General features: G+C 31.3%; 29 protein-coding genes and 3 tRNA genes. 12 read left to right on the plus strand and 20 right to left on the minus strand.

The genetic code is table 11. The features are described 5' to 3' along the window. Positions 1-84: 84 nt before the first annotated feature. Positions 85-2,385 (minus strand): M20/M25/M40 family metallo-hydrolase, encoded by a 2,301-nt coding sequence (locus NH341_RS00925; protein WP_253055468.1) that lies wholly within the window; start codon positions 2,383-2,385, stop codon positions 85-87. Positions 2,386-2,485: 100 nt separating this feature from the next. Here NH341_RS00925 and NH341_RS00930 point away from each other — a divergent pair, with 100 nt between their 5' ends. Beyond that, the gene (locus NH341_RS00930; protein ID WP_159610817.1) at positions 2,486-2,953 is read left to right on the plus strand and encodes a CBS domain-containing protein; all 468 of its coding nucleotides are present in this window, start codon (positions 2,486-2,488) and stop codon (positions 2,951-2,953) included. Here the strand turns inward: NH341_RS00930 and NH341_RS00935 are convergent, their stop codons facing one another. Then, positions 2,954-3,304 carry a hypothetical protein gene (locus tag NH341_RS00935; RefSeq protein ID WP_047788252.1) on the minus strand — a complete coding sequence of 117 codons (351 nt, stop codon included), beginning with the start codon at positions 3,302-3,304 and terminating at the stop codon, positions 2,954-2,956. It lies immediately after the preceding gene. Further along, positions 3,294-3,836, minus strand: a complete 543-nt coding sequence (locus tag NH341_RS00940; RefSeq protein ID WP_239178444.1) for a GNAT family N-acetyltransferase — start codon at positions 3,834-3,836, stop codon at positions 3,294-3,296. Before NH341_RS00940 ends, NH341_RS00935 begins: the two co-directional genes overlap by 11 nt. Before the next feature lie 167 nt (positions 3,837-4,003). On the opposite strand from NH341_RS00940, the gene NH341_RS00945 reads away from it, so the two are divergent. The 3 genes from NH341_RS00945 to NH341_RS00955 all read left to right on the plus strand — a co-directional run bounded on the left by NH341_RS00945 (position 4,004) and on the right by NH341_RS00955 (position 8,206). After that, a complete protein-coding gene (locus NH341_RS00945) occupies positions 4,004-4,339 on the plus strand; it encodes a single-stranded DNA-binding protein (protein ID WP_073182491.1) in 336 nt (111 codons plus the stop codon). Positions 4,340-4,519: 180 nt separating this feature from the next. Then, complete coding sequence (locus NH341_RS00950; protein ID WP_073182492.1) at positions 4,520-5,251, plus strand: energy transducer TonB; 732 nt, start codon at positions 4,520-4,522, stop codon at positions 5,249-5,251. Between the two features lie 18 nt (positions 5,252-5,269). Then, positions 5,270-8,206, plus strand: a complete 2,937-nt coding sequence (locus tag NH341_RS00955) for a TonB-dependent receptor plug domain-containing protein (RefSeq protein WP_239178442.1) — start codon at positions 5,270-5,272, stop codon at positions 8,204-8,206. A gap of 57 nt (positions 8,207-8,263) precedes the next feature. On the opposite strand, the gene NH341_RS00960 is transcribed toward NH341_RS00955, so the two are convergent. The 6 genes from NH341_RS00960 to NH341_RS00985 all read right to left on the minus strand — a co-directional run bounded on the left by NH341_RS00960 (position 8,264) and on the right by NH341_RS00985 (position 14,874). Next, positions 8,264-10,387, minus strand: coding sequence for a Tex family protein (locus NH341_RS00960; RefSeq protein ID WP_239178440.1), 2,124 nt, complete (start codon positions 10,385-10,387; stop codon positions 8,264-8,266). A 263-nt stretch (positions 10,388-10,650) separates the two neighbouring features. Further along, positions 10,651-12,078 (minus strand): pyruvate kinase, encoded by a 1,428-nt coding sequence (gene pyk / locus NH341_RS00965; RefSeq protein ID WP_239178438.1) that lies wholly within the window; start codon positions 12,076-12,078, stop codon positions 10,651-10,653. A gap of 3 nt (positions 12,079-12,081) precedes the next feature. Continuing rightward, complete coding sequence (locus NH341_RS00970; protein ID WP_047788248.1) at positions 12,082-12,552, minus strand: IPExxxVDY family protein; 471 nt, start codon at positions 12,550-12,552, stop codon at positions 12,082-12,084. An 84-nt stretch (positions 12,553-12,636) separates the two neighbouring features. Beyond that, the gene (gene rnc / locus NH341_RS00975; RefSeq protein WP_047788247.1) at positions 12,637-13,374 is read right to left on the minus strand and encodes a ribonuclease III; all 738 of its coding nucleotides are present in this window, start codon (positions 13,372-13,374) and stop codon (positions 12,637-12,639) included. A 6-nt stretch (positions 13,375-13,380) separates the two neighbouring features. After that, complete coding sequence (fabF, locus tag NH341_RS00980; protein WP_159509347.1) at positions 13,381-14,631, minus strand: beta-ketoacyl-ACP synthase II; 1,251 nt, start codon at positions 14,629-14,631, stop codon at positions 13,381-13,383. 6 nt (positions 14,632-14,637) lie between these two features. Beyond that, positions 14,638-14,874 (minus strand): acyl carrier protein, encoded by a 237-nt coding sequence (locus NH341_RS00985; RefSeq protein ID WP_028891431.1) that lies wholly within the window; start codon positions 14,872-14,874, stop codon positions 14,638-14,640. Between the two features lie 180 nt (positions 14,875-15,054). Between NH341_RS00985 and NH341_RS00990 the strand changes: the two genes are divergently transcribed. Together NH341_RS00990 and NH341_RS00995 are read left to right on the plus strand one after the other, a co-directional pair. Then, complete coding sequence (locus NH341_RS00990) at positions 15,055-15,624, plus strand: phosphoribosylglycinamide formyltransferase (RefSeq protein ID WP_159610807.1); 570 nt, start codon at positions 15,055-15,057, stop codon at positions 15,622-15,624. Continuing rightward, positions 15,617-16,255, plus strand: coding sequence for a viroplasmin family protein (locus NH341_RS00995; protein ID WP_047788244.1), 639 nt, complete (start codon positions 15,617-15,619; stop codon positions 16,253-16,255). The genes NH341_RS00990 and NH341_RS00995 overlap by 8 nt, the downstream gene beginning before the upstream one ends. A gap of 56 nt (positions 16,256-16,311) precedes the next feature. On the opposite strand, the gene NH341_RS01000 is transcribed toward NH341_RS00995, so the two are convergent. Beyond that, entirely contained in the window at positions 16,312-16,659 is a 348-nt protein-coding gene (locus NH341_RS01000) for a toxin-antitoxin system YwqK family antitoxin (protein ID WP_047788243.1), read from the minus strand. A gap of 161 nt (positions 16,660-16,820) precedes the next feature. On the opposite strand from NH341_RS01000, the gene NH341_RS01005 reads away from it, so the two are divergent. The 3 genes from NH341_RS01005 (at position 16,821) to NH341_RS01015 (ending at position 18,317) form a co-directional block, all read left to right on the plus strand. Next, positions 16,821-17,021, plus strand: a complete 201-nt coding sequence (locus NH341_RS01005) for a dodecin family protein (protein WP_047788376.1) — start codon at positions 16,821-16,823, stop codon at positions 17,019-17,021. A 78-nt stretch (positions 17,022-17,099) separates the two neighbouring features. Beyond that, a complete protein-coding gene (locus NH341_RS01010; protein WP_047788242.1) occupies positions 17,100-17,453 on the plus strand; it encodes a DUF1304 domain-containing protein in 354 nt (117 codons plus the stop codon). Between the two features lie 57 nt (positions 17,454-17,510). Beyond that, on the plus strand, positions 17,511-18,317 hold the full coding sequence (locus NH341_RS01015) for a mechanosensitive ion channel family protein (RefSeq protein ID WP_047788241.1): 807 nt from the start codon (positions 17,511-17,513) through the stop codon (positions 18,315-18,317). Here NH341_RS01015 and tsaB read toward each other — a convergent pair. The 10 genes from tsaB to cyoE all read right to left on the minus strand — a co-directional run bounded on the left by tsaB (position 18,314) and on the right by cyoE (position 25,632). Then, the gene (tsaB, locus tag NH341_RS01020; RefSeq protein WP_167712504.1) at positions 18,314-18,988 is read right to left on the minus strand and encodes a tRNA (adenosine(37)-N6)-threonylcarbamoyltransferase complex dimerization subunit type 1 TsaB; all 675 of its coding nucleotides are present in this window, start codon (positions 18,986-18,988) and stop codon (positions 18,314-18,316) included. The genes NH341_RS01015 and tsaB overlap by 4 nt on opposite strands. Before the next feature lie 98 nt (positions 18,989-19,086). After that, entirely contained in the window at positions 19,087-20,415 is a 1,329-nt protein-coding gene (locus NH341_RS01025; protein ID WP_047788239.1) for a TolC family protein, read from the minus strand. 197 nt (positions 20,416-20,612) lie between these two features. Further along, the gene (locus NH341_RS01030) at positions 20,613-20,825 is read right to left on the minus strand and encodes a hypothetical protein (protein ID WP_047788238.1); all 213 of its coding nucleotides are present in this window, start codon (positions 20,823-20,825) and stop codon (positions 20,613-20,615) included. Beyond that, the gene (locus NH341_RS01035; RefSeq protein ID WP_173359285.1) at positions 20,818-21,342 is read right to left on the minus strand and encodes a DUF420 domain-containing protein; all 525 of its coding nucleotides are present in this window, start codon (positions 21,340-21,342) and stop codon (positions 20,818-20,820) included. Before NH341_RS01035 ends, NH341_RS01030 begins: the two co-directional genes overlap by 8 nt. A gap of 1 nt (position 21,343) precedes the next feature. Further along, positions 21,344-21,991 (minus strand): SCO family protein, encoded by a 648-nt coding sequence (locus NH341_RS01040; protein ID WP_173359284.1) that lies wholly within the window; start codon positions 21,989-21,991, stop codon positions 21,344-21,346. Between the two features lie 11 nt (positions 21,992-22,002). Continuing rightward, positions 22,003-22,650: a hypothetical protein gene (locus tag NH341_RS01045; RefSeq protein ID WP_047788235.1), complete on the minus strand. Its 648-nt coding sequence runs from the start codon at positions 22,648-22,650 to the stop codon at positions 22,003-22,005. 60 nt (positions 22,651-22,710) lie between these two features. Next, positions 22,711-23,049 carry a cytochrome C oxidase subunit IV family protein gene (locus tag NH341_RS01050; RefSeq protein ID WP_047788234.1) on the minus strand — a complete coding sequence of 113 codons (339 nt, stop codon included), beginning with the start codon at positions 23,047-23,049 and terminating at the stop codon, positions 22,711-22,713. 20 nt (positions 23,050-23,069) lie between these two features. After that, on the minus strand, positions 23,070-24,053 hold the full coding sequence (locus NH341_RS01055; protein WP_047788233.1) for a cytochrome c oxidase subunit 3: 984 nt from the start codon (positions 24,051-24,053) through the stop codon (positions 23,070-23,072). 56 nt (positions 24,054-24,109) lie between these two features. Next, entirely contained in the window at positions 24,110-24,694 is a 585-nt protein-coding gene (locus NH341_RS01060) for a cytochrome c oxidase subunit 3 (protein ID WP_047788232.1), read from the minus strand. Continuing rightward, positions 24,694-25,632, minus strand: coding sequence for a heme o synthase (gene cyoE, locus NH341_RS01065; RefSeq protein ID WP_253055469.1), 939 nt, complete (start codon positions 25,630-25,632; stop codon positions 24,694-24,696). The genes NH341_RS01060 and cyoE overlap by 1 nt, the downstream gene beginning before the upstream one ends. A gap of 137 nt (positions 25,633-25,769) precedes the next feature. Between cyoE and NH341_RS01070 the strand changes: the two genes are divergently transcribed. The 3 genes from NH341_RS01070 to NH341_RS01080 all read left to right on the plus strand — a co-directional run bounded on the left by NH341_RS01070 (position 25,770) and on the right by NH341_RS01080 (position 26,100). Beyond that, positions 25,770-25,841 (plus strand) — tRNA-Gly (locus NH341_RS01070). A 23-nt stretch (positions 25,842-25,864) separates the two neighbouring features. Next, positions 25,865-25,953 (plus strand) — tRNA-Leu (locus NH341_RS01075). Between the two features lie 61 nt (positions 25,954-26,014). Further along, positions 26,015-26,100, plus strand: a tRNA-Leu gene (locus tag NH341_RS01080). Positions 26,101-26,147: the final 47 nt, after the last annotated feature.

The following is a 26,147-nucleotide window of genomic DNA, read 5'->3' on the forward strand; positions in this document are numbered from 1 at the left end:
GTGTTTTTCAAAAAAGGTATAAGTCTTTTATAACTACCCTAAAAACAATGCTTTTTTAGATAGCGTAAGAAAACTTTTATTGTTTTATAATTTAAGTTTTCGAGTACAAATAATCGCATCGTTAACCACAAAAGGCATTGGCATCATTATTTCACTTCTAGGTCGTATGGTAAACTTAGGATGCGATAATAAATCATTAGATATTTCATTAATTACAATATCAGGTTGGGTGTTTTTATCAATTGTAAAAGAAATGGTCAAATCTTTATCAGTATTTGCCATTTGATAAATTAATAACGTTCCTTTATCAGCAATAAAAGCCTCTCCTTTATCATACAAAGTTCCGTTAACAGTAAAATTAGTTAACTCTATTTGAGTGTTTGTATACAGCTCGTATTTATCAATATTACGAGTAGGCGTAATTGTGAATGAAACATTTCGCAGGTTATTAACAATGGTATCTTGATTAATTTTGATGTTAGAAATACGAATATCTTTATTTTCAGCTTTTTGATAATAATTAAAAGAAGTATTGTATTTACTTTTCCCAGCCATTAAATTAGCACCACCTTGTTTAGAATCATCATTAAAATATTGTTTCGTATATCCATCTAATGTTTTATTATGACTTGCCCAATACGAGGTGTTAGTATCAGAATTTTGAATAAAAACTAAGCTATTAGGTTTTTTCTTTTCAATTGAAAAACCGCTATTAAACGTTGCATATCCAAAGAATAATAACGCAAGAAAACCAGTTAATGTTTGCCATCCGTTTTTAGTTTTTTCCTGGTAAAAAACAGGAAGCATCAACCCGAAAAGAAACACTAAAAGTATGGCTGAAATAAATAATGTTTTTAAACCTAGCGCTACAGGAAATAACTGAATCATAGGAGCAATCATATAAATTGTAGGAATAGATATAATTGCAAATAATGCAGCTCTAGATGCTTTGTTAATATTCATAAATAGCAAGATTGCTAAAATGAATAAAGAAGCAAAAACAGGAATAATAAAGAAACCCGCTCCTGATAAATTCATATAAATTAAAACATTTATAACCAATCCAAAAGTTATGGGAGCAATTAGTAAATTGGTAGCTTTGGCTTCTTTTAGCTTATTATATACTTTAAAAAGAATCCAAAGATTTAAAAGGACAAAAGCAATAATATATTGATATCCATTATAGGTAAAACCATGCAACATATCGGTGTATTGTGGATGGATAATCAACAATAATTGCCATAATCCGTATGAAATAACGATGCACAATACTAAAGATACTATATAAGGAATAAAACCTTTTAATATACCCATTGCTGTCATCTTCTTCTTATATATACCTACTGCAACCAGCACTATAAATAACAAAAAGGCAATGATTAGCATTGGCAGCACCCAAGAAAACGGGTATGTTAGTAACTTAGTAAAAGGAAAGTTTACATAAATGTAATCAGTGTCACTGTTTAAGTTCGTTAAATCAGCATTTGCAAAATAGTTTAACGAAGTGGTAAAATAATCTGCTTGATGTAAGAGTGTTTCTCTATTTAATCTTTCGTAGGAATCTTGTTCGGTGTGATAGTCAAAATGATCATCAATAAAAGCAAAATTAAACCCGTTAATATTCCCTTTTTCTCTAAAAACAGTTAAATCGGTATCGTTAGGAAGCTTTTTATATACACCGTACATTAAAGAGTTGGCAGCTGGATAATTTGGGTTTGCATTTAAAAATTCAGTTAATAACGTTTTGTTTTTCCCATTAGTTTCCATCAACATATAACTAGAACCACCGCTACCACGAGCTTCAAAATTTAGCACTAACCCAACATCTTTTGCCCAAGGATGATTTTCAACAAAAGCTTGTGCTCCTAAAAGTCCTAATTCTTCAGCATCCGAAAAAAGTATAATAATATCGTTTTTAGGCGTCTTATTTGCGGCTAGGTAAGCTCTTATACCTTCTAAAATAGTTACGACACCAGAGCCAGCATCACTTGCACCTAAAGAGGAGTGTGGATTAGAGTCGTAATGAGTTAAAAGTAATAAAGCTTTTCCGTTCTCAGTTCCTTTAATTTTAGCAATAATATTTTCTGTTGTAGTTGCTGCCCTCCACTTTTTATTAATAGCAGTTTGATATTGAATTTCAGGTTCTAAATTCAGTTTTTGTAACTCTTGAACTAGATAGTTTTGTACATTTTTGTGTTCTTCAGAACCTGTATGATGGGGTTTTTGAGAGATGTTTTTTAAATGATACAGTGCATTATCAATTGAAAACTCAGTAGCACTAATTTCTTTTTTTGAAGAAGTTGCACTTGGAAGTATAGTGTAAAAACTCCAGTAAACGGTTAAAATAATAATGAAAACTGCCAGGTAATTTCTTGATGATTTCATAGTAGGACTTTAGTATTTATAAAAGTAAGTAATTTATTTTTTAAGAAGAAAAAACATAATCAATTAAAAATCAGTATATTTAATAGCAAATTTTAAGATTATGGCAATTAAAAGTTTTCAAGGAAAGAGATCGAGTACACCACAAGAAGAGAAGGTGCCAATGCTAGTATCGGATTATATGAGCACAAAGTTAATTACATTTAAAGAAGAACAACCTATTGAAGATGCGATAGATATACTTATTAAGCATAAAATATCGGGAGGACCTGTTGTTAATGAAAAAAATGAATTGGTAGGAATTATTTCAGAAGGTGATTGTATAAAACAAATATCAGAAAGCAGGTATTATAACTCACCAACAGGTAAGAACAACACAGTTGGAAAAGCCATGGTGAAAGAAGTTGAAACGATTGATGGTAATATGAATATTTTAGATGCTGCCAATAAATTTTTAAAATCACGTAGAAGACGTTTCCCTATTGTTCAAAATGGTAAGCTAGCAGGACAAATCAGTCAAAAAGATGTGCTTATTGCAGCCATGAAATTAAAAGGAAACACATGGAAATAATTAATCTTGCTTAACTAATAAGTATAATTCATTCTCTAATACTAAATATCCTTGATCATATACATAAAAATAGGTGTTACCTGTTTTTGTTGTATAAAGAGATGTAATAAACTTAAAGTCAAAACCTCTATCAAATAATTTACGACGGGTTACTTTTGTTTTACCAGAAGTATTTAATTCGGAAAGAATTTTATAGTTTTTTCGTAAGCGGTTGTTGGTGTTTCGTATTAGGTTCTTACTTTCTTTATTAACTTTATTATTAAAGGCGTTTCGGCAGTAATCGGAACAGAATTTTTTATCAATTCTTCCAATTACTTTCTCACCACACTCTAAACATTTTTTATTTTCCATAATCTGATTTTTTAAGTTCGTACCAGTTAACATCTACACCCTTATAACCAAACTGGTTTATAAACTGTAATCCTATTTTTTGTAGAATTTTGTTAGAACCAATATTTTCTACATCAGCTGCACCATAAATAATATCATAATTCATTTCTTTAAAGCCGAAGTCTAAACAAGCAAAAGCAGATTCGGAAGCATAACCTTTACCCCAAAAACGCGGAATAAAACGATAACCAATATCAATAAAATTAGTAAAACCATTTAATGCTTCTTTTTCTCCCGTGTTGAGTTTTAATCCAGACCATCCTATGAATTCTCCTGATGCTTTTTCAAAAGCGGCAAACCTACCAATACCCCTTTCTTTATATTGTTCTTCAAAAAAGGTTATAATGTCTTCAGCTTGTTTGTAAGTTGTTATAGGATTCTTTCCTAAATATTTATGCACTTCAGGATTAGAATCTAACTCAAAAACCCCTTCTGTTTCACTTTCTCTAAACTCTCTTAAAATTAAGCGTTCGGTTTCTAAATAAAATTTCATGCTAAATGTTTGTTTTCAAAGGTATAAAATATAATTAAACGATTACATTCAATTACAAACGAAAACAAATGTTTACTAATCGTTTTTAATTTGCATGCTGTATCATCTTTGCAGAGTCAATTCGTTTGAATGGCAAATTCTTAACTATTTAACATTAAAAAAATATTATGAACGCACTAAAAAACAGAGTACAGTTAATAGGTAATTTAGGAAACACTCCAGAAATCATCACTTTAGATTCTGGAAAGAAACTAGCAAAATTTGCTATTGCAACTAATGAGACTTATAAAAATGCACAAGGAGAAAAGATAACCGATACCCAATGGCATAATATTGTTGCTTGGAATAAAACAGCAGAAATAATAGAAAAATACCTAGAAAAAGGAAAAGAAGTAATGATTGAAGGTAGATTGACTTCTCGCTCTTTTGAAGATAAAGAAGGTAATAAACGTTATATAACAGAAGTAGTTTGTAATGAATTATTAATGTTAGGGAGCAAGTAAAACGACTAAAACATTGATAATCAATATCAAAAAAAATAAAGATAAATGTAGCTATTTTTTTTAAAAAAATGCTTAATAATATTTTTAAAACATGTAATTTTGCCGGCCGTTCCCCCGATGATATCTAATTCGTAAGAATACTCTTAATCCTTATTATTTTAATAATATATAATTATTTATATGAGAAAGTATTTTTTAGTGATTTTTTTGTTGTCATCTTTAAGTTTTTATGCTCAAAAAGAAGTGTGTGAATCTCCAGATGATTCTTTTATGGATGTAAATAGTATAACAAAGTGTACTATAGAACCTGTAAAAAACTCAAAGAAAAAGGCAGATAGACAAATTAAAGTTAAAATATCAGCAAGCAAAAGATATCTTAAAAAAAGAGTCCTTAAAAAAAAGGCACAAGCTATAAATTCAGTTAGTACTTTAAATGTTAATGAGGTTTCAACTACACAACCTGTAGATATTGAAAATAAAAACCTAACATCAGGGTATGAAAATAATTTAACAAGAATAACAGAAATGTTATCTAAAGAAGAGTTATCAAAAGCAACTAAACTTTATTATACAGAAAAAATACCTTCTTTTGATAAATGTAAAAATACCAAGAAAAAAGAGAGACTTGATTGTTTTAATTTAGAGATGGTTAATCACATTAATAAACATTTTCGCTATCCAGGAGAAGCTGTAAGAAACCAAATTCAAGGAGAAGTTTGGATTCGTTTCGTTATAGATAGAGATGGTTATGTAACAAATATTAAAACTTTAGGCCCTGATGGAGGAGAAATTCTTAATGAAGAAGCAAAACGAGTGGTATCTATGCTACCTCGCTTCGAACCAGGGAAAAATAATGGAAAACGTGTACCTGTAAAATATGGTTTTCCAATAAACTTTTCATTAGAAGAATAAAAATCAATTAAATTTAAAATGTTAAAAAAACAATTAGTAATGATTGTTTTTACCTTGGCTATGCTATCAAGTTATGCTCAGGTAAAAATATCAGGTTCTGTGTATGATGAATATTTAGAACCGTTTTACAATGCAAAAATTTCAAATGGAGAAACATTTGTTGTTTCAGATGAAGAAGGAAATTTCTCAATCGTTTTACCGAGCAATACGTTACCTCAAACAATAACAATTTCTGCTTTTGGGTTTAATACAGAAGAGGTTTCAATTGTTTCTTTCGAGAAAAAAGTAAATGTTGTTTTAAAAGAAAACTTGTTATTAGACCAAGTCGTTATATCAGCTTCTAGAACACCAGAAAAAATTATTGAATCTCCTGTTACCATAGAAAGATTAGGGTTAACCGATATTAAAAAGAGTAGCTCTAATTCATTTTATGATGCCTTGGTAAACTTAAAAGGTGTTGATGCTAGAGAAGTTAGTTATGGATACAAATCTATAAATACTAGAGGATTTGCTGATTTTAATAATTCAAGGTTTGTTCAGTTAGTAGATGGTATGGATACAGCAGCACCAGCTTTAAATACTAGTGCTGGTAATTTATCTGGTGTATCAGAACTAGACATTTTAAGTGTAGAGATACTACCAGGAGCATCTTCTGCATTATATGGTGCCAATGCTTATAATGGTATTATGGTAATGGATACCAAAAACCCTTTTAATCATACAGGAATAAGTGTTTTAGCAAAAGGAGGAATGACCAGTCAAGAAGCAGCAGGAAACAGTCCTTTTTATGATGTAAGTACTCGAATGGCCTATAAGTTTAGTGATGCTTTCGCTGCAAAAGTAAACTTCTCTTATTTTGAAGCAGAAGAATGGCATGCTACCGACAATAGAAACAAAAGAATTGACACCAACGAAATTATTAATGGAAGTTTTGATGCTCCTTTAAGCTTAGATTATGATGGTATAAATATGTATGGAGATGAAGATTTTGCTGATTTAGCTAGCTCAACTCCTGTGCTTGTATATTTAGGGTATTTAGATGCTTCATCACTAGATGAAGATTCTACATTAAACTTCCCTGTAGGAACACATATTAGTAGAAAAGGGTATTCAGAAAGAGAATTAGTTAAAGATTACAAATCTAAAAACATAAAATTTTCAACCTCTTTACATTATAGACCTTTTAAAGATGAATCATTAGAAATTCAATTAGCTACAAGAATAGCAATGGGAGATAATATGTTTCAAGGAGCTGCTTCAAGGTTTGCGCAACGTAACTATTATATTGGACAATCTAAATTAGAAATAAAAGGAGATAATTTCTTTGTAAGAGGTTATTATACACGTAATGACGCTGGTAATACTTACGATTTAACAAGAACAGCTCAAAGACTAAATTCTTTAGCTGATGCTAAGATTCCTGTTTTATCTGGTACAACTTACAGACCAAGCTGGGGAGATTATTATGCAATACAGTATATGGATTTAGTTAATAATAACTCATCTTTAATAGGAGCTTCAGGTAATCCTTTTAATGTAAGTGATGTTGATTCAAGAGTTATAGCAATGTCTAGAGAATTTGCAGATCAATATAGGTTAAACCCAGGTACTGCTGAATTTACCAATGGGTTTAATTCAATTACATCAACCTTAATAACTGAAGGAGGTAGTAAAATTTACGATAAAAGTGCTTATGCGCATGTAGATGCAAACTACAACTTTAGAAGCTTACTTAATGATTGGGCAGATGTTCAAGTAGGAGGTTCTTATAGAAACTATAATCCAGAATCAAAAGGAACAATATTTAATGATGCTAACGAAGAAATTAGTATTGAAGAATATGGTTTTTATACTCAACTTCAAAAGAAATTTTTAAATGACAGATTAAAGTTTACAGGTTCTATCCGTTACGATAAATCTGAGAATTTTTCTCCAAACTATTCTCCAAGATTAGCGCTTAATTATGCTTTAGGAGAAGAAAAACTACATATAATTAGGGCATCTTATCAAACAGGTTTTAGAAACCCAACAATTCAAGAACAATATATGTTTTTGCCTTCTGCAAGAAAAACTACTATAGGTTCTACAGCAGATAACCTAAGAAGAATAGGCATCCCTACTGTTAGTAGATATGAAGATCCTACTACGGGTAATACTGTAACAGAAAATTCTATTACGACAGGAGATGATATAATTAATAATGCTTTATTAACAAGGTCTGTATATGATTTAGATTTTATTAACGATAAAGGACAAAATATTAAATCTGATTATAAAGAGATACAACCAGAAGAGGTAAAAACATTTGAATTAGGTTATAGAAGCCTTTTAAACATTAATGATACTAATTTAGATATAGATTTTAACGCTTTTTATAGTATCCATAATGACTTTGTATTCTTTCAAGATGTAGTAGTGCCTAATATTGGAAATGTTATAGCAACAGGACAATTAGACCCTTTAGCTGCTGAAGCAGTTAGAACGGGAAGTGTAACAGAGTTTAACTTAATAACCAATGCTAAATCTAAGATAAACTCTTATGGTGTGGGTATAGGGCTTAACACAAAGCTATTTAGAAACTTTAATATAGGTGCAAATTATAACTTCACAGATTTTGAAATGAAAGAAGATTTAGATTTTGGATCTTTTGAACCTAACTTTAACACACCAAAACATAGTGTTAAAATCCAGTTTGGTAATGAAAAGCTTTTCAAAAATTTTGGATTTAACATCAATGCACGATGGAGAGATAAATACAGATGGGTGTCTACTTTTGTAAAGGGAGATGTAAAAGCAAGAACTGTTTTAGATGCACAATTAAATTATCGTGTACCTAGTTTAAAATCGAAGTTTAAAATAGGTGGAACAAATTTATTTGGAGAAGAATATCAACATGCTCCTGGTTTAGGAAACATAGGTAGTTTGTATTATCTTTCTTGGATTATTAATAACTAAAATAATAGTATTTTGCATACAAAAAACGAGCTAATTAAATTAGCTCGTTTTTTTTAGTTAAAAACTCATACTTAATTGAATACGTTTTCTTGTAATATCTACCTCCAATACCTTAACTTGAACGTGTTGATGTAAACTTACATGTTCGTTAACATCTTTTACAAAAGAATCAGAAAGGTTAGAAACATGTACCAAACCACTTTCTTTAATACCTATATCAACAAAGCAACCAAAATTTGTAATGTTATTTACAATTCCGGGTAGTACCATGCCTGTTTGTACATCATCTATTGTTTTAATATGTTCGTTAAAACTAAAAGCTTTGGCTTTTTCACGAGGGTCTAATCCTGGTTTTTCTAACTCTTTTACAATATCTTGTAGCGTAGGTAACCCGTAAGAATCGGTTACATATTGCTGGAGCTTAATTTGTTTTAAAACAGAAGAATTACCAATCAAATCATCTACTTTTTTACCAACGTCTTTGGCTATTTGTTTTACTAAAGCATAGCGCTCTGGATGTACAGCAGAATCATCTAGTGGATTATCGCTGTTTTTAATTCGTAGGAACCCAGCAGATTGCTCAAATGCTTTTCCTCCCAAACGAGGGACTTTCTTTATTGTTGTTCTATTGGAAAAAGCTCCATTTTCATTTCTGTAATTCACTATATTTTCAGCCAATTTAGGGCCAATACCAGAAACATAACTTAACAGAGAAGCACTAGCAGTGTTAATGTTAACACCTACTTTGTTTACACAATGTTCTACTACAGTGTCTAATGATTTTTTTAGTTGTGTTTGGTCTACATCATGTTGATATTGCCCAACCCCAATCGATTTTGCTTCTATCTTTACCAGTTCAGCTAAAGGGTCAGCTAATCTACGACCGATTGAAACAGCTCCACGAACAGTTACATCATAATTAGGGAACTCATCTCGTGCAATTTTAGAAGCCGAATAAATAGAAGCACCAGCTTCACTTACAACAAATACTTCTACGGGATTTTTAAAATATACACTTTTTACCAATCGTTCAGTTTCTCTTGAAGCGGTTCCGTTACCTATAGCAATAGCTTCTATTTTATAAGCATTAGCTAAAGAGCTAAGTTTATTTATTGCTTCTTTTGATTGATGTTGAGGTGCGTGTGGAAAAATAGTTTCGTTATGTAATAAATCTCCTTGAGCACTTAAACAAACCACTTTACACCCTGTTCTAAATCCTGGATCAATAGCTAAAATTCGTTTTTCACCAAGAGGAGAGCCTAATAGTAATTGTTGAAGGTTTTTAGCAAATACCTTAATGGCACTTTCATCTGCCTTTTCTTTAGCTATAGACAAAGCTTCATTTGATAATGCAGGAAAAAGCAAACGCTTATAAGCATCAGCAATAGCTAATTCAATTTGTTCAGCACATTCGTTATGCGAACGAATAATTCTGTCTTCTATTTTTTGAATAGCTCGTTCATCATCAATACTAATTTTTACACGAATAAAACCTTCTTTTTCGGCGCGCAAAATAGCTAACAATCTATGTGAAGGAATGCGATTTAGATTTTCTTCCCAGTCAAAATAATCTTTAAATTTTTGGGCAGTATCCTCGTCTTTTTTAGTTTTGATAACCTTGGTAGCAATGGTTGCAAAACGCTCTAATTGGTAACGAATGTTATTACGGACATCCGTTCGTTCGTTAATCCATTCAGAAATAATATGACGGGCACCTTCTAAAGCATCGTCTATTTGTTCTACTTCGTTCGAAAGGTATTTTGAAGCAGTAAATTCCAAATCGTTTACTCGCTGACTCATAATCATCTTCGCCAACGGTTCTAACCCGTTTTTACGAGCTGTTTCTGCTTTGGTTTTTCGTTTCTTTTTATAAGGAAGGTATAAATCTTCTAGTGTAGTTAAGTCTTCTGTCTTTTCAATTTTTGCTTTTAACTCATTGGTTAAAACTTCTTGCTCTTCTAAAGCTTTTAAAATGGCTGCTTTCCGTTTCTCTATTGCTTCAAATTGTTCTTTAAGTTGTACTATTTGGCCTATTTCAACTTCATCTAAATTACCTGTTTTTTCTTTTCGGTAACGGGATATAAAAGGAATGGTACAATCTTCATTTAATAATTCAATCGTATTTTGAATTGATTTTTGTGAGATTTGCGTACGAGAGGTTATATAGGAGATAAGTTGCATTGAAAATTATTTTAAATAAAAAACCTCGCATGAATAGCGAGGTTTCAAATATAGTAAAAGGTTAATTTATCTTGTGAATTTTCTTAGTTCATATGTATTAGATTTAACCCCATTCTTCTTATCATTGGTAAGAGTATAACTCCTAACTGAAAAATATATAAATCAATAACTGAATAAAAAAAATCAATTGTAGATCTTTCAAAATTTAAAACAAAAAGCCCAACTTTTAAAGTTGAGCTTTTTCTATATTTTATTACCTTTATTTAGTCAATATGAGAAACACGTAATGTGTTTACCATACCTTTTGCTTTTACAGGCATTGATGATAAGTTTATCATAAAATCTCCTGTTTTTACATAGCCTTTTTCTTTAGCTATTTCGTTAATATCTTCAATAGTATCATCGGTACTTAGTTCTCTATCGTAAAAATAGGCTCTAACACCCCACAGAAGGTTTAACTTTCCTAAGATTCTTTTCTCAGATGAAAACGCTAGTACGTGTGATTTTGGTCTCCAAGCAGAAATTTGAAAAGCAGTATATCCACTATTAGTTAAAGTCGATATTGCTGCCGCATTAATATCATCTGCCATAAGAGCTGCATGATGGCATACAGATTTAGTTATAAATCTTTTGGTACGGATGTGAGGTGGCTCTTGCGGAACTTTTATTAAATCTGAAAATTCTACACTTCCAATAATTTCTGTCATTTTTTGAATAACTCTTATTGGGTGTTTTCCTACTGAAGTTTCCCCTGAAAGCATTACAGCATCTGCACCATCCATAATAGAGTTTGCTACATCATTTACCTCTGCTCTTGTTGGTACAGAGTTTTCAATCATGGTTTCCATCATTTGAGTAGCAATAATTACCGGAATTCTTGCTTGCTTAGCTCTACGGACTAACATTTTTTGAATTAATGGTACATCTTGCATTGGTACTTCAACTCCTAAATCACCACGCGCTACCATTAAACCGTCGCAATACGGGATTAAAGCATCTATATTTTCAACAGCTTCAGGTTTTTCTATTTTTGCTATTACAGGAACTCTATAACGTGATTTCTGTTTAATGATATCACGTAAAATACGTAAGTCTTCAGGTGTTCGTACAAATGAAAGAGCTATCCAATCTACTTCTTGCTCTAATGCGAAAACTACATCTTTTTTATCCTTTTCTGTTAAAGCTGGTAAAGAAATTTTAGTGTTTGGAAGATTAACTCCTTTTTTAGATTTTAATGCTCCTCCTACTATTACTTTGGTAATAACTTCATTTTCTTTATTTGTTGCTGTTACTTCAAACATCAGTTTACCATCATCAACTAAAATCTTCTCTCCTACTTTTACATCTTTTGGAAAATGCTGATAGGTCATAAAAGCTTTCTCTTGTGTTCCTTCACATTTTTCGGTGGTAAAAGTAAACGTATCACCTGCTTTTAATTCTACTCCCTCTTGCATTACACCAACTCTAAGCTTTGGCCCTTGTAAATCTGCTAATATTGCTACGTTATAACCTCTTTCATCATTTATTTCACGTATTTGACGTATGCGTTCTTTTACTACTTCATAATCGGCATGTGAAAAATTAATTCTAAAAACATTTACACCAGCTGCTGCCATATTGGCCAAAATTTCTTTTGTATTTGTTGCTGGTCCTAATGTTGCTACAATTTTTGTTTTCTTGTTGTGTGGCATATATTAAAAAATTAAAAAATCTTTCGATTTTAATGAATCTACCTCTATTTCATAAGAGGTTATTATTTGAGGGATTTTTTTTATTATATCTATAATCTTTACAATTGAGTTATGATCAAAATCTCCTTCTAGTTTTAAGAAAAAGTCAACCTTCTTCTTTTCTGGTATCAAACGTGTAATTGAATCACTTTGATTAAAAAGGCTTATTGATTCTGCTTCAAGAGTTGACTTATATACATTTGCTATTAAAAACCAATCTTGATATAATTTCGTATTAGTATACTCATATATTGCATAAGATGATTGATTTCCTTTTGTAACAAAATCTAAATCATAAGTTGCTCTATTAAATTTAATTTGTAAAAATTTATTTAGTAAATACGCTAATTTATACTCACTTAGAGTTGTATGAATTCCAATTAATCTATAATTATAATTAGAAAACTCATTTATATTCACCTCGTAAATAGGCATAAAAACAATTATTTGCTTTTGCTAAATTAAGAAATGTATAGAAAATACTATGTAAAATTTATGAAAACGTTTATTATTTATACGTTAAGATTTTAGCATTTGTTTTTGCATTGCAAAATAAACCCTTTTAGCTGCAATTTCTTCTGCTTTTTTCTTAGAGGTAGCTCTTCCCTTAGCTACAATACTACCATCAATACTTACGCGTACACTAAAATGTTTTTTACTCTGGTTACCTGAGTCTTCGTATGATTCAAACTTATACTTTTTCTTCTGCTTTTGACACCATTCTATAACAAAACCTTTATAACTAGATATTTTACCTTCTAATCTTTCAATATCTACATAAGGCATTATTACTTGCTCGTAAATAAACTGGTGGCAATAATTGTATCCTCTATCTAAGTAAATTGCACCTACCAGAGCTTCAAAAATATTTCCGTGAATATTATTGCTAACGTGCTCTTTAGAAATATTACTCTTTATAAATCTAATCAACTCTAGATCTTTACCTAAGCTATTTAAATGCTCTCTACTTACTATTTTAGATCGCATTTGTGTTAAATACCCTTCATCTCCTTCAGGTACTTTTTTAAATAAATAGGAAGCAATTACAGTTCCTAAAATAGCGTCACCTAAAAACTCTAACCGTTCGTAGTTTATTGGATGCCCTTTACTATCTACTAATTTTAAAGATCTGTGCGTAAATGCTTTTTTATAATACGATAACTTAATTGGTTTAAAATTAAGCAGCTCTTTTAATTCGTAGTAGAAGTTTTCATCCTCTTTGTTTTGGGGTTTAACAATTCTACGAAGAAAATTCATAAAAGATTAATCTAGTTTTCTAAAGGCTATACAAGCATTATGCCCACCGAAACCAAATGTGTTGCTCATAGCAACTTTAATATCTCTTTTTTGAGCATTATTCAACGTTAGGTTTAATTCTGGATTGATGTTTTCATCAACATTAACATGATTAATTGTTGGAGGAACAACACCATGTTCCATTGCTAATAATGATGCTATTGCTTCAATAGCACCTGCAGCCCCCAACAAGTGTCCAGTCATAGACTTTGTTGAGTTAATATTAATGTTCTTTGCATGATCTCCAAAAACTTCAGATATTGCTTTTAATTCAGCAACATCTCCTAAAGGTGTTGAAGTCCCATGTGTATTAATATGATCTACATCTTCAGGTTTTATACCTGCGTTTTCTAAGCAGTTTTTCATTACTGCAATTACACCTATTCCATCTGGGTGAGGTGCTGTCATATGGTAAGCATCTGACGATAACCCTCCACCAATAACTTCAGCGTAAATCTTTGCTCCTCTAGCCTTAGCATGTTCATACTCTTCTAAAACTATAGCTCCTGCACCTTCTCCTAAAACGAATCCATCACGTTCAGCATCAAATGGTCTTGAAGCTGTTTCTGGACTTTCATTTCTAGTAGATAGGGCGTGCATAGCGTTAAAACCACCCATACCTGCAATTGTAACAGCAGCTTCACTTCCCCCTGTTACAACTACATCACAATGACCTAGTCGAATATAGTTCAAAGCATCAATCATAGCATTTGCAGACGATGCACAAGCAGATACCGTAGTATAGTTAGGCCCCATAAATCCATTTTTAATAGAAATATTCCCAGGGGCAATATCTGCAATCATTTTTGGAATAAAAAAAGGATTGAAACGAGGAGATCCATCTCCTTCAGCATAATTTAACACCTCATTTTGAAACGTTTCCAATCCTCCAATACCAGCTCCCCAAATAACACCAACTCTTAATTTGTTAACATCATCTAGATTTAGCTTAGCATCAGCAATTGCTTCATCTGAAGCAACCATCGCATATTGCGTAAACTTATCCATTTTACGCGCCTCTTTTCTGTTTATAAAATCGGTCGCGTTGAAATCTTTAAGCTCACATGCGAAACGAGTTTTGAACTTGGCAGCATCAAAATACGTTATAGGTGCTGCTCCGCTAACTCCGTTAACCAAGCTATTCCAATACTCTTCTTTATTGTTTCCTATTGGCGTTAATGCGCCAAGTCCAGTTACTACAACTCGTTTTAATTGCATATAATCTTATTTTTTTGCGTCTTCAATATAGCTAATCGCTTGACCTACAGTACCAATGTTTTCTGCCTGATCATCTGGAATTTGAATATCAAATTCTTTTTCGAATTCCATGATTAACTCAACCGTATCTAAAGAATCTGCTCCTAAATCGTTTGTGAAGCTTGCTTCGTTAGTTACTTCGTTATCGTCTACTCCTAATTTGTCTACGATAATTGCTTTTACTCTTGATGCAATGTCTGACATAATTTGTTTGTTTTAAAATTTAAAATCGAGGCAAAAATACAAATCTTAGTTATTAATTCTAATTTTTGCTCAAAAATGTGATGTCTAAAATAAAAAAAATACCTGAATATTTTGCTACATACACCACCATTGTTAATAATTATTCTTTTTTTTGTAGTAACAAAACAACTAAATTTTAACATGAAACGCATCGTTATTTTTGCTTCTGGTTCGGGTTCTAATGCCGAAAACATCATAAAACACTTCAATTCAACTAAAACTGCAATTGTTACTCATGTGCTTTCTAACAACCAACGCGCCAAAGTTTTTGACCGTTGCGAACGACTAAACATTGATGCATCTTTATTTGATAGAGAAAGCTTTAGTAAAGATGACACTGTTTTAAACTTTTTACTCGCTGAAGCTGATATTATTGTATTAGCTGGTTTTTTATGGCGTATTCCTTCTAAAATTGTGGAAGCTTTCCCTAATAAAATAATCAATATACACCCAGCATTGTTACCAAAATATGGAGGAAAAGGAATGTACGGAATGAACGTACATAATGCTGTAAAAGAAAATAATGAAGCTGAAACAGGTATTACTATACATTACGTGAATGAAAATTATGACGAAGGTGCTATTATCTTCCAAGCTAAAACAGCTATTTCATTTGATGATACTCCAGAGACTATAGCAAAGAAAGTTCATGAATTAGAATATAAACATTTCCCAAAGGTTATAGAAGAGGTTATTTTACACAATGAGTAAGAAGAAAAAATATTATGTAGTTTGGAAGGGAAAAAAAACAGGTGTTTTTTCATCTTGGGATACTTGTAAAAAGCAAATTGATGGTTTTACTGGTGCACAATACAAAGCTTTTGCTGATAAAAACGAAGCTGAATTAGCCTTAAAAAAAAGCTATAATGACTATAAAGGAAAAGATACTAAAAAAATAAGCCTTTCCGCAAAAGAAAAAGCCAAATACGGCTCTCCCATCTTAGAAAGCATTTCTGTTGACGCTGCTTGTGCCGGAAACCCTGGCTTAATGGAATACAGAGGGGTATTAACTCATAACAAGAAAGAAATATTTAAAATGGGACCATTTAATAACGGCACTAATAATATTGGTGAGTTCTTAGCTCTTGTACATGGAATTGCTTTGTTAAAAAGTAAAAATATGGATTCTCTCCCTATTTATTCTGACTCTAAAATCGCTATGAGTTGGGTTAAAAAGAAGCAATGCAGAACCAATATTACATTTGATAGTTCTAATAAAGAAATTTTAGATTTAATTAGACGTGCTGAAAAATGGTTGGAAGAGAATTCTTATAAAAACCCGTTATTAAAGTGGGAAACTAAGGCTTGGGGTGAAATCCCTGCTGATTTTGGTAGAAAATAAAAAAACCGAGTATCTAAAATACTCGGTCTAATTTTCTTATTCTGCAAAATATTAACTTATTTCACTGCCATTTTGGTCTCTTCCTTCCAAGTTTGTACGCTTGCTATGGCATTGTCTTTAAAATCAATTTCTTTTAACCCATCTTCTTTCCACATAAACCATTTACCTACTTTTTTTCCTGCTTCATAATGACCGATAGTTACTTTATTTCCTTTTTTATCAAAAGAAGTCCAAGTACCTGTTAACTTTTTATCTTTGAAAAAACCTTGCTCTTTAATAGTGCCATCTTTATAAAAATAAGTAGCTTTTACTAAGTCTCCTTCAACTTCATATTTTGGTTCCACGTCTTGAGCTTGCATAAATGAAACCGACAACATACAAACTGCTATTATTAATTTTTTCATAATGTAAATCTTTTAAAGTTAATACCTCTTAACACAAATATACAAAAAATTTACATATTAAAAACATTTACATAACATTAAATTAACATTAGATGCTTCATCTACATAAAAACATTATTAAAAGCTTATATTTACATGTATTAATCTTTAAAAAAATTATTATGGCAGTAATGAAAGTTATTGAAATTTTAGCAAACTCTGAAAAAAGCTGGGAAGATGCTACTAGAAAAGCAATTAAACAAGCTTCTAAATCGGTAAAAGGAATTAAATCTGCTTTTGTACAATCACAAAGTGTGGTTGTTAATGATGATGAAGTAACTGAGTTTAGAGTAAACCTAAAAGTAACTTTTGAAGTAAATTAACATCAATATAAACTAGTCACTTACCATATGCGGTTTTAGTAGTTGCTCGAGCAGCATATTTCATCTTTATTAATTATCATGAACATTATACAATATTCTCTTTTAACTCTAGTAGCTATTATTCATTTATATATTCTTGTACTAGAGATGCTTTTATGGACCAAACCTAAAGGAATAAAAACCTTTGGTTTAAAATCAAAAGATTTTGCTGAGGAAACAAAAGTATTAGCCGCTAATCAAGGGTTATACAACGGTTTTCTTGCAGCTGGTTTAACTTGGTCTATTTTATCACAAAAAATTGATGTGGGAATATTTTTCTTGATTTGTGTTTTTATTGCTGGTCTTTATGGTTCTTTTTCTACAAAAAAACCTCGTATTTTTGTCATTCAGTCTATTCCTGCTTTATTAGGTTTAATCAGTTTAATACTATAAAAATCTAACCGCTACTTATTAAAAATCATTTATTAACAACTAAAATTTACCATAAAAATGGAAAAGTATTTTGAAAAATTTCAAGATTTAATAATGACATACGCTCCGAAAGCGATTATGGCTATTATTATTTACATTGTAGGTTCTTACATTATTGGACTACTACTTAAAGCTACAAGAAAAATAATGATTAAAAGAGAAGTAGACATTACGCTACAAAAGTTCTTAGTTAATTTGCTACATTGGACTTTAAAAATCCTTTTAATAATCACAGTAATAGCAAAATTGGGTGTTGAAACCACATCTTTTGCTGCTATTTTAGCCTCAGCTGGTTTGGCTGTTGGTCTTGCTTTACAAGGTTCTTTAGGTAATTTTGCTGGCGGTGTTTTAATTATGCTTTTTAAACCTTTTAAGATTGGAGATTTAATAGAGGCTCAAGGTGAAATTGGTGTTGTAAAAGAAATAGAAATATTTACTACCAAGCTTACGGGCTTATCTAACAAAGAAATAATTATACCTAATGGTTCTTTATCTAATGGAAACATTGTTAATTACTCTGCCGAAGGTACACGTAGAGTAGATTTAACCTTTGGTGTTTCTTACGATGCTGATATTAAACAAACCAAAGAAATATTAATGAATGTTATTACCTCGCACCCAAAAGTATTAAAAGACCCTGCTCCTACAGTAAATGTATCTGAATTGGCAGATAGTTCTGTAAATTTTGCTGTGAGACCTTGGTCTAAAACAGAAGATTATTGGGCTGTATACTTTGATATAACTGAAAACACAAAAATAGCCTTAGATAATGCTGGAATTGAAATTCCTTACCCTCACTCAGTAGAAATCCACAAAGAGGGTTAACGTTTTTTTTCAGGCGTAACTACAAAATCTTTTAAATAAAAAGGTTCAAAATAAGCGACATCTTCGATGTCGTTTTTTTTGTACTTATCTAAACTTAACTGAACCATTTCTTTTGCAGAAGGAAACTCTCCATCAATAAAAACTGCATTTTCGTTCACAATTACTCCTTTACACTTTTCTGCTCCATCACCTATAAAGTATACCTTCCCTTTAGATAAATATTCTTCAAAAGAACTTTCATTTATGATTTCTGCTTTTATATCTCTTATCTGTTCGTATTTAGAATTATATACAGCTGCATATACTTCCATACGACGTGCGTCTAACATCGGGACAACAACTCCTTCCTTTACAGAAACTTTATGAGCTAATGATTGTAATGTTTCAATAGATATTAAAGGCTTGTCAAAAGCAAAACATAATCCTTTTGCTGCTGACACTCCAATACGTAGTCCTGTATAAGAACCAGGACCTTTACTTACTGCAACAGCATCAATATCATTAAAAGAAAGCTTTGCTTTTTTCATTACTTGTTGAATAAATGGATGCAGCTTTTCAGCATGTGAATAATTTCCATCATTTAACTCTTGTAAAGCTAAAAGCTCTCCTTTTATTGCTACGCTAACCGAACAGTTTTTTGTTGCTGTTTCTATGTGTAAGATTGTTGCCAAATCTGAAAATTTATTTTTGGCAAAGATACATTATAAAGAAAAACCTCATTAGTAAAATTCTAACAAGGCTTTTTCAACAATAAATAAATTTTTCTTAGTTAGTCAACAATTGACTCCCCGTAATAAAATTTCAATACTTTCGTTTTAAATACATAATCATATTTAGCCCTAATCATTGCTCCTTCTGCATTTACTAATCGATTACGTACTTGATCAAAATCAAATTGAGTCATTGATCCATAGTCATAACTAACTTGTGCATTTTTAAAGGCTTCTTTTTGAGCCTCTAATGATACTTGTGCTGCTTCATATGTTTTAGCAGCTGCTTTAGCATCTAAAAAAGCTCTTTCAATTTCTTGTTGCAACTGTAATTTTTGACTTTCCAATCTAAATTCACTAATTGAATTATTTACAATAGATCGTTCAACATTAGCATCATTTCTAAACCCATTAAAAATTGGAATATTAACGCTAAATCCTAGGCTAAAACCTAAATTACCATCTAACTGATCTAAAAGCCTACCTGCTGGAGCTGAAGGATCTAAAAAATACCTATAATTTGTGTTGGCTCCTAAAGAAGCATTGATAGTAGGATAATATCCTGATTTAGCAATTTCAACACCTAATTTAGTGCTTTCAACATCTAATTTAGCTCTTTCTATATCTGGCCAAACAGTTAATGCTTTTTCATATACCACATTTGCGTTATCATATAATAATGCTGCTGAAGGAGACCCTACTTCAATATCTGCTACATTAAAATCTTTGGAAGGAATTTGTAATAATTGACTTAATCTTAGTAAAGCTATACTCAAAGTATTTTCTTGTAGTACTACATTTTGAACATCATTTGCAGCCGTAGATTCGACGTTTAATAAATCTCCTTTGGGTATTACTCCTCCTTCAAACTGAGCTCTTGCTCTTTCAATTTGCTTTTTACTGATTTCTGCTTGCACCTTAGCTACTGATAAATTTTCTTTAGCAAATAATACATTTAAATACTCATTAACTACATTAAGTGAAATATCATTTTCTACTTTGGCTAAATCTAGTTTACTCCCTTCTACTCCTAATACTGCTTGCTTTTTTTGATTTAAGTTTTTAAAACCATTAAAAACCGTATAACTAGCATTTACACCTAACGCCCCTCCAAATAGGGTTGTATTTTCTGTTCTGTTTTGAGATACAGGGTCAAATGAAGACCCAGTAGAAAGGTTTCCTGATGTTGAAGCATTTATACTTGGTAAAAAATTAGCTTTATTACTTTTAACATCTGCTTCAGCAATCTCAATATTTAAGCGGTTTTGCTTAACTGTTATATTATTTTTTAATGCGTAATCTACACACTCTTTAAGTGTCCATTGTTTTTGTGAAAAAACAGCTACAGAAGTAAAAATAGCTGCAAATAATGCAATTTTAGTTTTCAAAAGATCAATATTTTTTATTTAAACTCAGTTAGTTGATATTTCTAAAAGTAGAAATATATCGCTTTTCTATTAATTACAAAAGCTAGCAAACAATTTTATAACTTAATATGTAAATATGGTAAGTTATTTTATTTATTGCTACTATGTGACGATTAAAACAAAAAAATGTTACAAAAAATTCTTGATTTTTAGGAAAACTAATTTTTTGCTTTCTTTTTGTGACGATAGATAAAGTAAAATAAAAGTCCTACTAATATATATGGAAACACCATTAAATAAGTTATTCCATTATTTACTCCTTCAGCAATAGTTTCATTTCCCCCTTCTATCACTGCCTTACACATAGCACATTGTGCTGAAGTATTGAAAGAAAAACCAAGTAATATTAAAAATATAATCTTTTTAAACATAATAAGGTGATATCATTAAATAAACAACTACTCCAGTAACCGCTACATATAACCATAAGGGAAATGTAATTTTTGCTATTTTTTTATGTTCAGGAAAATTACCCAAACGAGCCCTCATAAAAGTTATCAATACAAATGGAATAATGATTATTGACAATAATATATGAGTAATTAAGATGAAAAAATACACATATTTAATTATTCCTTCTCCTCCAAATTTAGTAGAATCCGAAGTCATGTGATATGCTACATACATCACTAAGAATAGTGCTGAGCAAACAATAGCTGTGGTATTTAGCCGTTCATGTAATTTTATTTTTCCGTTTTTAATTGCAACTACTGAAGCGACGAGCAACATAGCCGTAAAACCATTTATACTAGCATAAATAGGCGGTAAAAAAGACAATGGTTCTACATTAGGTATTTTAATTCCAAATAGAGCAGCTACTGCTATAGGGATTACGATAGAAACTATAGTAATAAATTTTTTATATTTTTTTTCTTCTGTTGCACTCATGTTACTCTTTCAGTAATAACTTAATATCTTCTTTTAACTCACTAATTTGGTTTCCGAAATTATGTTCATCTAAGGCTCTGTAATACATAATTGGATTTCCATGTTCATCATATCTTGAACGGATATATCCATCTTTATCTACTAATGCAAACAAACCAGAATGTTCAAATCCACCATGGCTAGCTTCTCCTTTCCCTGCATACAGCTTAAAACCTTCATTTGACAAATCGTATACAATATCCTCTGGTTTTCCAGTAAGTAAATGCCAGTTTCTATGGTTTATACCATTATTCTTAGCATATTCTTTCAATTGGTGTGGTGTGTCAATTTCTGGAGTAATTGAAAATGATGCTATACCAAAATTAGGATTCCCCATAAATTCATTTTGAATTTCTACCATTTGTGCATTCATTAAAGGACAGATAGTAGGACAAGTGGCAAAAAAGAACTCAACTACATATACTTTTCCTTCGTAGTCCTTATTGGTGATTGTTTCACCGTCTTGATTGATAAATTCGAAGTCGGGTACTTTATTAAATTTATGCAGATTTGCTGTTTGAAAATGTGCTATAATCTTAGGAATTGCATAAATACCAAAAAGCAATACTATTAGTGAAATACCTATGTATGAATAATTTTGTTTTTTCATGTGAGTCTTCCTTAAATTTCTCTATCTGCGTTATTCTTTTTTAATGCCAAACGATATTCAGCCAATACTACCTTAACATCATCTTTCATTTTATTGTTTAATTCAGCTACAGACTTCATATTATAACCAAACAACTTTCCTCCTAAACTATCTTCATCATCTGTTCTGCCTCTTAAGCTCCCATTTTTATCAATTATAAAAGCTTTTGAAGAATGTAAATTTCTATCTAATGATTGGTTTGTTTTAAAGCTATCATACAGTACCTCAATTTCAGCATCACTAGCAAAGATAAAGTTCCATTTTATCATATTGGTATAAACTCCTATTTCCTTCTGAAGTTTTTCTACTTCTTCTTTTGCTTCTTTAGAAGCAATAACAACTAGCTGAAAGTCTTTGAATCCATAAAATGGTTTATAGATTTTTTCATTAAGATTAAATAATTCTCCTTTTGCGTCTTGTACATTACTTCCTATAAAGGTAACTATTGATATTCTCTTATCAAACTGATCTTTATTGCTAATTGACGAGACATCAATTACATTTTCTGTTAGTACAGGTAACTTAGCAAAGTTATTAATTCCTAATGACAAAAATATATAAAACAATAGCGGCACAATAAACAGTGCAAATAACACTATGTTTCTTTTCGTTTTATTCATTTTTAATGTTCTTATATAAAAAAAGGTGGTTTACACCACCTTTTAACTGTTTTTATACGATTACCATTTTACTAATGGTGATAATGTTTCAAATAAGTAATCACCTTCAATTAAAACGAGTGTAACTAAATAGCAAATTAAGAAAACTCCCGTCCAAACTATAGAACGTCTAAGCCATGGCTTTTCTCCTTCTAAATGCATAAAAGCCCATGCTATATAGTATGCTTTTACGATTGTTAATATTATAAATATCCAGTTTAACCAACTAGTACCCCAACCATGTAGGTGTAAAGATGCTGGTTTAATAATACCTAATACTACCTCTACTGTTGTAACTATTGTTAAGATTGCTAAAACAACCCAAATTCTTTTTGTATTTGATTCGTGTGCGTGACCCATTTTTACTATTGTTTTTTTAATTATACTAAGTAGAAGAAAGTAAATACAAATACCCAAACTAAATCTACAAAGTGCCAATATAAACCTACCTTCTCAACCATTTCGTAGTGTCCTCTACGTTCGTAGGTACCTAATACAACGTTAAAGAAAATAATGATATTTAAAATAATACCTGAAAATACGTGAAATCCGTGAAATCCTGTAATAAAGAAAAAGAAATCAGCAAAGATAGGATTTCCATACTCATTTTCTATTAAGTTAGCACCTTCAACAACTTTTGTAGCTGTAGCTAACTTTGCAATACTTTCTTCTCTTGACAAAACAATTTTTTGTTTCGTTTCAGGATTAATTTTTTCAATTCTTATTAATAAAGATGGATCTGCTTTAAAAGCTTCTTGTACCTGAGCTACTGAATACTGAGAAATAGTTGCTTCATTTTGAAACCATAAACCATTTTCTCTGGTGTGTTGTATTCTTTCATCTTTTCTATCGTTATGAACAAAATCTGCTAATGCAATTTGATGACCATCTTTTACAAACTGTAAAATATGATTATCTGCAGACTTTACAGCTCCATAAGAACCATTAATAAAGTTTTTCCATTCCCAAGCCTGTGACCCAACGAAAATAATACCAAAAACGATAGTAGCAAACATATACCAAGCTACTTTTTTCTTTTGCATTTTATGACCTGCATCTACAGCTAACACCATTGTTACCGACGATACAATTAAAATAAATGTCATTAATGCTACATAGTACATCGGTGCATGTACACCGTGTAATCCAGGAAAGTGTGTAAATACCTCATCAGCAATAGGCCAAGAATCAATAAATTTAAAACGTGTTAAACCATACGCTGCTAAAAAGCCCGAAAAAGTTAATGCATCTGATACGATGAAAAACCACATCATCATTTTACCATAACTAGCTCCAAATGGTTTTACACCACCTCCGCCCCAGGTCTCTTTGTTGTCAGAATTTACAGCAATATTTGCTCCCATAAATCTCTTATTGTTAATTTTTGTTAAATCAGTGCGCCAAAATTACGCATTTTTCATCATCTAATAAAATAGAAAAAGAAAAATAGATAAATCCATAGCACATCAACGAAATGCCAAAAGATTGCACCTAGTTCAAATCCAAGCATATCAGCTGAAGAATACTTCTTTTTAAAATGATTATAAATAACGACAAAAAGCACTATTACACCCGCTAATAGGTGTAAAACATGCATAAACGTAATTCCTATAATAAATGATGTAGACACTGTGCTTTCAGGACCTGTAAAGTAAAGCCCTACAGCTTTTAGCTCGTTAAACCCTACATATTGATACCATACAAAACCTAACCCTAAGACTAAAGTAATTAGTAATAAAGTAAACGAAGCTTGTATATTATCTTTTTTTAATAGTTTTTGAGAAAAAAACAGCGTAACACTACTCAACACTATTAATACAGTACTTATGTAAAAAGCTTGAGGTAAATCAAACGTCACCCAGTCTTCACGGTTCATACTAACAACATAAGCACTTGTTAACCCTGCAAAAAACATTACCATACTAATCATGGAAATCCACAACATAGGTTTTGCCGATTTACGTTTTGCTACTTTTAACTCTTCTTGTAACGTTTGTTCACTCATTAGTGTAAAAATTTATCTACCACATAAATAATGGGTACAATTGTAATGTAAAAAACACTCGCTAACATTAACTTACGAGCATCTGTATTTTTTTCTGTTTTGTATAACTGTATCGCGTAATACAACATCAACACTCCTAATAATAAAATAATTACTGCTGTTATAGGATATATATAAAAATCTCCCGTCACCTTTAATACAGGCGCAATCGACATTAAAATCATAATACATGTATAAAAGATAATCTGAACAACAGCTCCTTTGTCTTTCTTATCCATTGGAAGCATATGCAACCCTGCTTTATTGTACTCTTCAAACTGAAGCCACCCAATAGCCCAAAAGTGTGGAAATTGCCAAAAAAACTGAATCATAAATAAAAACCCTGCTTCTATACCAAATTTTCCTGTTGCAGCTACCCAACCTAACATAAAAGGAATAGCCCCAGGAATAGCCCCTACAAAAACAGCCAAAGGTGTTACAGCTTTTAACGGTGTGTAAGCACTTGTATATAAAAAGATAGAAATTGCGCCAAATAAGGCACATTTAGGATCGATTACGTATAATATAGTAATACCAGCAACAGTAAATAGTGTAGCAATAATTAAAGCTACAGTTGCTGACATTCTTCCAGAAGGTAAAGGACGGTTTTTAGTACGTTGCATTACGGCGTCAATATCCTTTTCTATTACTTGGTTAAAAGCATTTGACGCTCCAACCATTAAATATCCTCCTAAAGCTAATAAAATTATTGTAGTGTAATTAATCGATTCTGCCCCTAATAAATATCCAGTGATAGAAGTAAAAACCACACTAATAGACAACCCAACTTTCGTTAACTGTTTAAAGTCTTTAACTATTGATTTTATGGAAGTTTTAGTATGTACAGATGAAACAGAATCCACTTCTAATTTTAAAAAATTTCTGCAAAGATATTCCATTCTTATTGAACAACCATAAAATTTTATTGGAATTAAAATTAAAAAAAAATGAAAACTGCTTTGTAATTAAAAAAATGGTGTTATATTTGCACCCGCATTCGCAGTAATGCACGTTCATTAAAATAAAAAATGACTACGCGAAAGTAGCTCAGGGGTAGAGCATCACCTTGCCAAGGTGAGGGTCGCGGGTTCAAATCCCGTCTTTCGCTCAATCCTTTTTATAAAAGAGTATGCTGAAGTGGTGGAATTGGTAGACACGTTGGACTTAAAATCCAATGAGCCGTAATGCTCGTGCGGGTTCAAGTCCCGCCTTCAGTACCAAGAAACCTCACTTATATGAGTGAGGTTTCATTTTAAAAGTAGTCATTAACAAAGCACATACGCTGAAGTGGTGGAATTGGTAGACACGTTGGACTTAAAATCCAATGGGCCGTAATGCCCGTGCGGGTTCAAGTCCCGCCTTCAGTACAAAAGCCTTAACATTTATTTGTTAAGGCTTTTTTGTTTTATAAAAT

The organism is Tenacibaculum sp. XPcli2-G (assembly GCF_024124505.1).
Lineage (GTDB): Bacteria > Bacteroidota > Bacteroidia > Flavobacteriales > Flavobacteriaceae > Polaribacter > Polaribacter mesophilus.

What these genes read in the sequence shown, in the direction of transcription:
- NH341_RS00925 (WP_253055468.1), bottom strand. Translation starts at nt 2,385, where the DNA reads ATGAAATCATCAAGAAATTACCTGGCAGTTTTCATTATTATTTTAACC.
- NH341_RS00930 (WP_159610817.1), top strand. Translation starts at nt 2,486, where the DNA reads ATGGCAATTAAAAGTTTTCAAGGAAAGAGATCGAGTACACCACAAGAA.
- NH341_RS00935 (WP_047788252.1), bottom strand. Translation starts at nt 3,304, where the DNA reads ATGGAAAATAAAAAATGTTTAGAGTGTGGTGAGAAAGTAATTGGAAGA.
- NH341_RS00940 (WP_239178444.1), bottom strand. Translation starts at nt 3,836, where the DNA reads ATGAAATTTTATTTAGAAACCGAACGCTTAATTTTAAGAGAGTTTAGA.
- NH341_RS00945 (WP_073182491.1), top strand. Translation starts at nt 4,004, where the DNA reads ATGAACGCACTAAAAAACAGAGTACAGTTAATAGGTAATTTAGGAAAC.
- NH341_RS00950 (WP_073182492.1), top strand. Translation starts at nt 4,520, where the DNA reads ATGAGAAAGTATTTTTTAGTGATTTTTTTGTTGTCATCTTTAAGTTTT.
- NH341_RS00955 (WP_239178442.1), top strand. Translation starts at nt 5,270, where the DNA reads ATGTTAAAAAAACAATTAGTAATGATTGTTTTTACCTTGGCTATGCTA.
- NH341_RS00960 (WP_239178440.1), bottom strand. Translation starts at nt 10,387, where the DNA reads ATGCAACTTATCTCCTATATAACCTCTCGTACGCAAATCTCACAAAAA.
- pyk (WP_239178438.1), bottom strand. Translation starts at nt 12,078, where the DNA reads ATGCCACACAACAAGAAAACAAAAATTGTAGCAACATTAGGACCAGCA.
- NH341_RS00970 (WP_047788248.1), bottom strand. Translation starts at nt 12,552, where the DNA reads ATGCCTATTTACGAGGTGAATATAAATGAGTTTTCTAATTATAATTAT.
- rnc (WP_047788247.1), bottom strand. Translation starts at nt 13,374, where the DNA reads ATGAATTTTCTTCGTAGAATTGTTAAACCCCAAAACAAAGAGGATGAA.
- fabF (WP_159509347.1), bottom strand. Translation starts at nt 14,631, where the DNA reads ATGCAATTAAAACGAGTTGTAGTAACTGGACTTGGCGCATTAACGCCA.
- NH341_RS00985 (WP_028891431.1), bottom strand. Translation starts at nt 14,874, where the DNA reads ATGTCAGACATTGCATCAAGAGTAAAAGCAATTATCGTAGACAAATTA.
- NH341_RS00990 (WP_159610807.1), top strand. Translation starts at nt 15,055, where the DNA reads ATGAAACGCATCGTTATTTTTGCTTCTGGTTCGGGTTCTAATGCCGAA.
- NH341_RS00995 (WP_047788244.1), top strand. Translation starts at nt 15,617, where the DNA reads ATGAGTAAGAAGAAAAAATATTATGTAGTTTGGAAGGGAAAAAAAACA.
- NH341_RS01000 (WP_047788243.1), bottom strand. Translation starts at nt 16,659, where the DNA reads ATGAAAAAATTAATAATAGCAGTTTGTATGTTGTCGGTTTCATTTATG.
- NH341_RS01005 (WP_047788376.1), top strand. Translation starts at nt 16,821, where the DNA reads ATGGCAGTAATGAAAGTTATTGAAATTTTAGCAAACTCTGAAAAAAGC.
- NH341_RS01010 (WP_047788242.1), top strand. Translation starts at nt 17,100, where the DNA reads ATGAACATTATACAATATTCTCTTTTAACTCTAGTAGCTATTATTCAT.
- NH341_RS01015 (WP_047788241.1), top strand. Translation starts at nt 17,511, where the DNA reads ATGGAAAAGTATTTTGAAAAATTTCAAGATTTAATAATGACATACGCT.
- NH341_RS01030 (WP_047788238.1), bottom strand. Translation starts at nt 20,825, where the DNA reads ATGTTTAAAAAGATTATATTTTTAATATTACTTGGTTTTTCTTTCAAT.
- NH341_RS01035 (WP_173359285.1), bottom strand. Translation starts at nt 21,342, where the DNA reads ATGAGTGCAACAGAAGAAAAAAAATATAAAAAATTTATTACTATAGTT.
- NH341_RS01040 (WP_173359284.1), bottom strand. Translation starts at nt 21,991, where the DNA reads ATGAAAAAACAAAATTATTCATACATAGGTATTTCACTAATAGTATTG.
- NH341_RS01045 (WP_047788235.1), bottom strand. Translation starts at nt 22,650, where the DNA reads ATGAATAAAACGAAAAGAAACATAGTGTTATTTGCACTGTTTATTGTG.
- NH341_RS01050 (WP_047788234.1), bottom strand. Translation starts at nt 23,049, where the DNA reads ATGGGTCACGCACACGAATCAAATACAAAAAGAATTTGGGTTGTTTTA.
- NH341_RS01055 (WP_047788233.1), bottom strand. Translation starts at nt 24,053, where the DNA reads ATGGGAGCAAATATTGCTGTAAATTCTGACAACAAAGAGACCTGGGGC.
- NH341_RS01060 (WP_047788232.1), bottom strand. Translation starts at nt 24,694, where the DNA reads ATGAGTGAACAAACGTTACAAGAAGAGTTAAAAGTAGCAAAACGTAAA.
- cyoE (WP_253055469.1), bottom strand. Translation starts at nt 25,632, where the DNA reads ATGGAATATCTTTGCAGAAATTTTTTAAAATTAGAAGTGGATTCTGTT.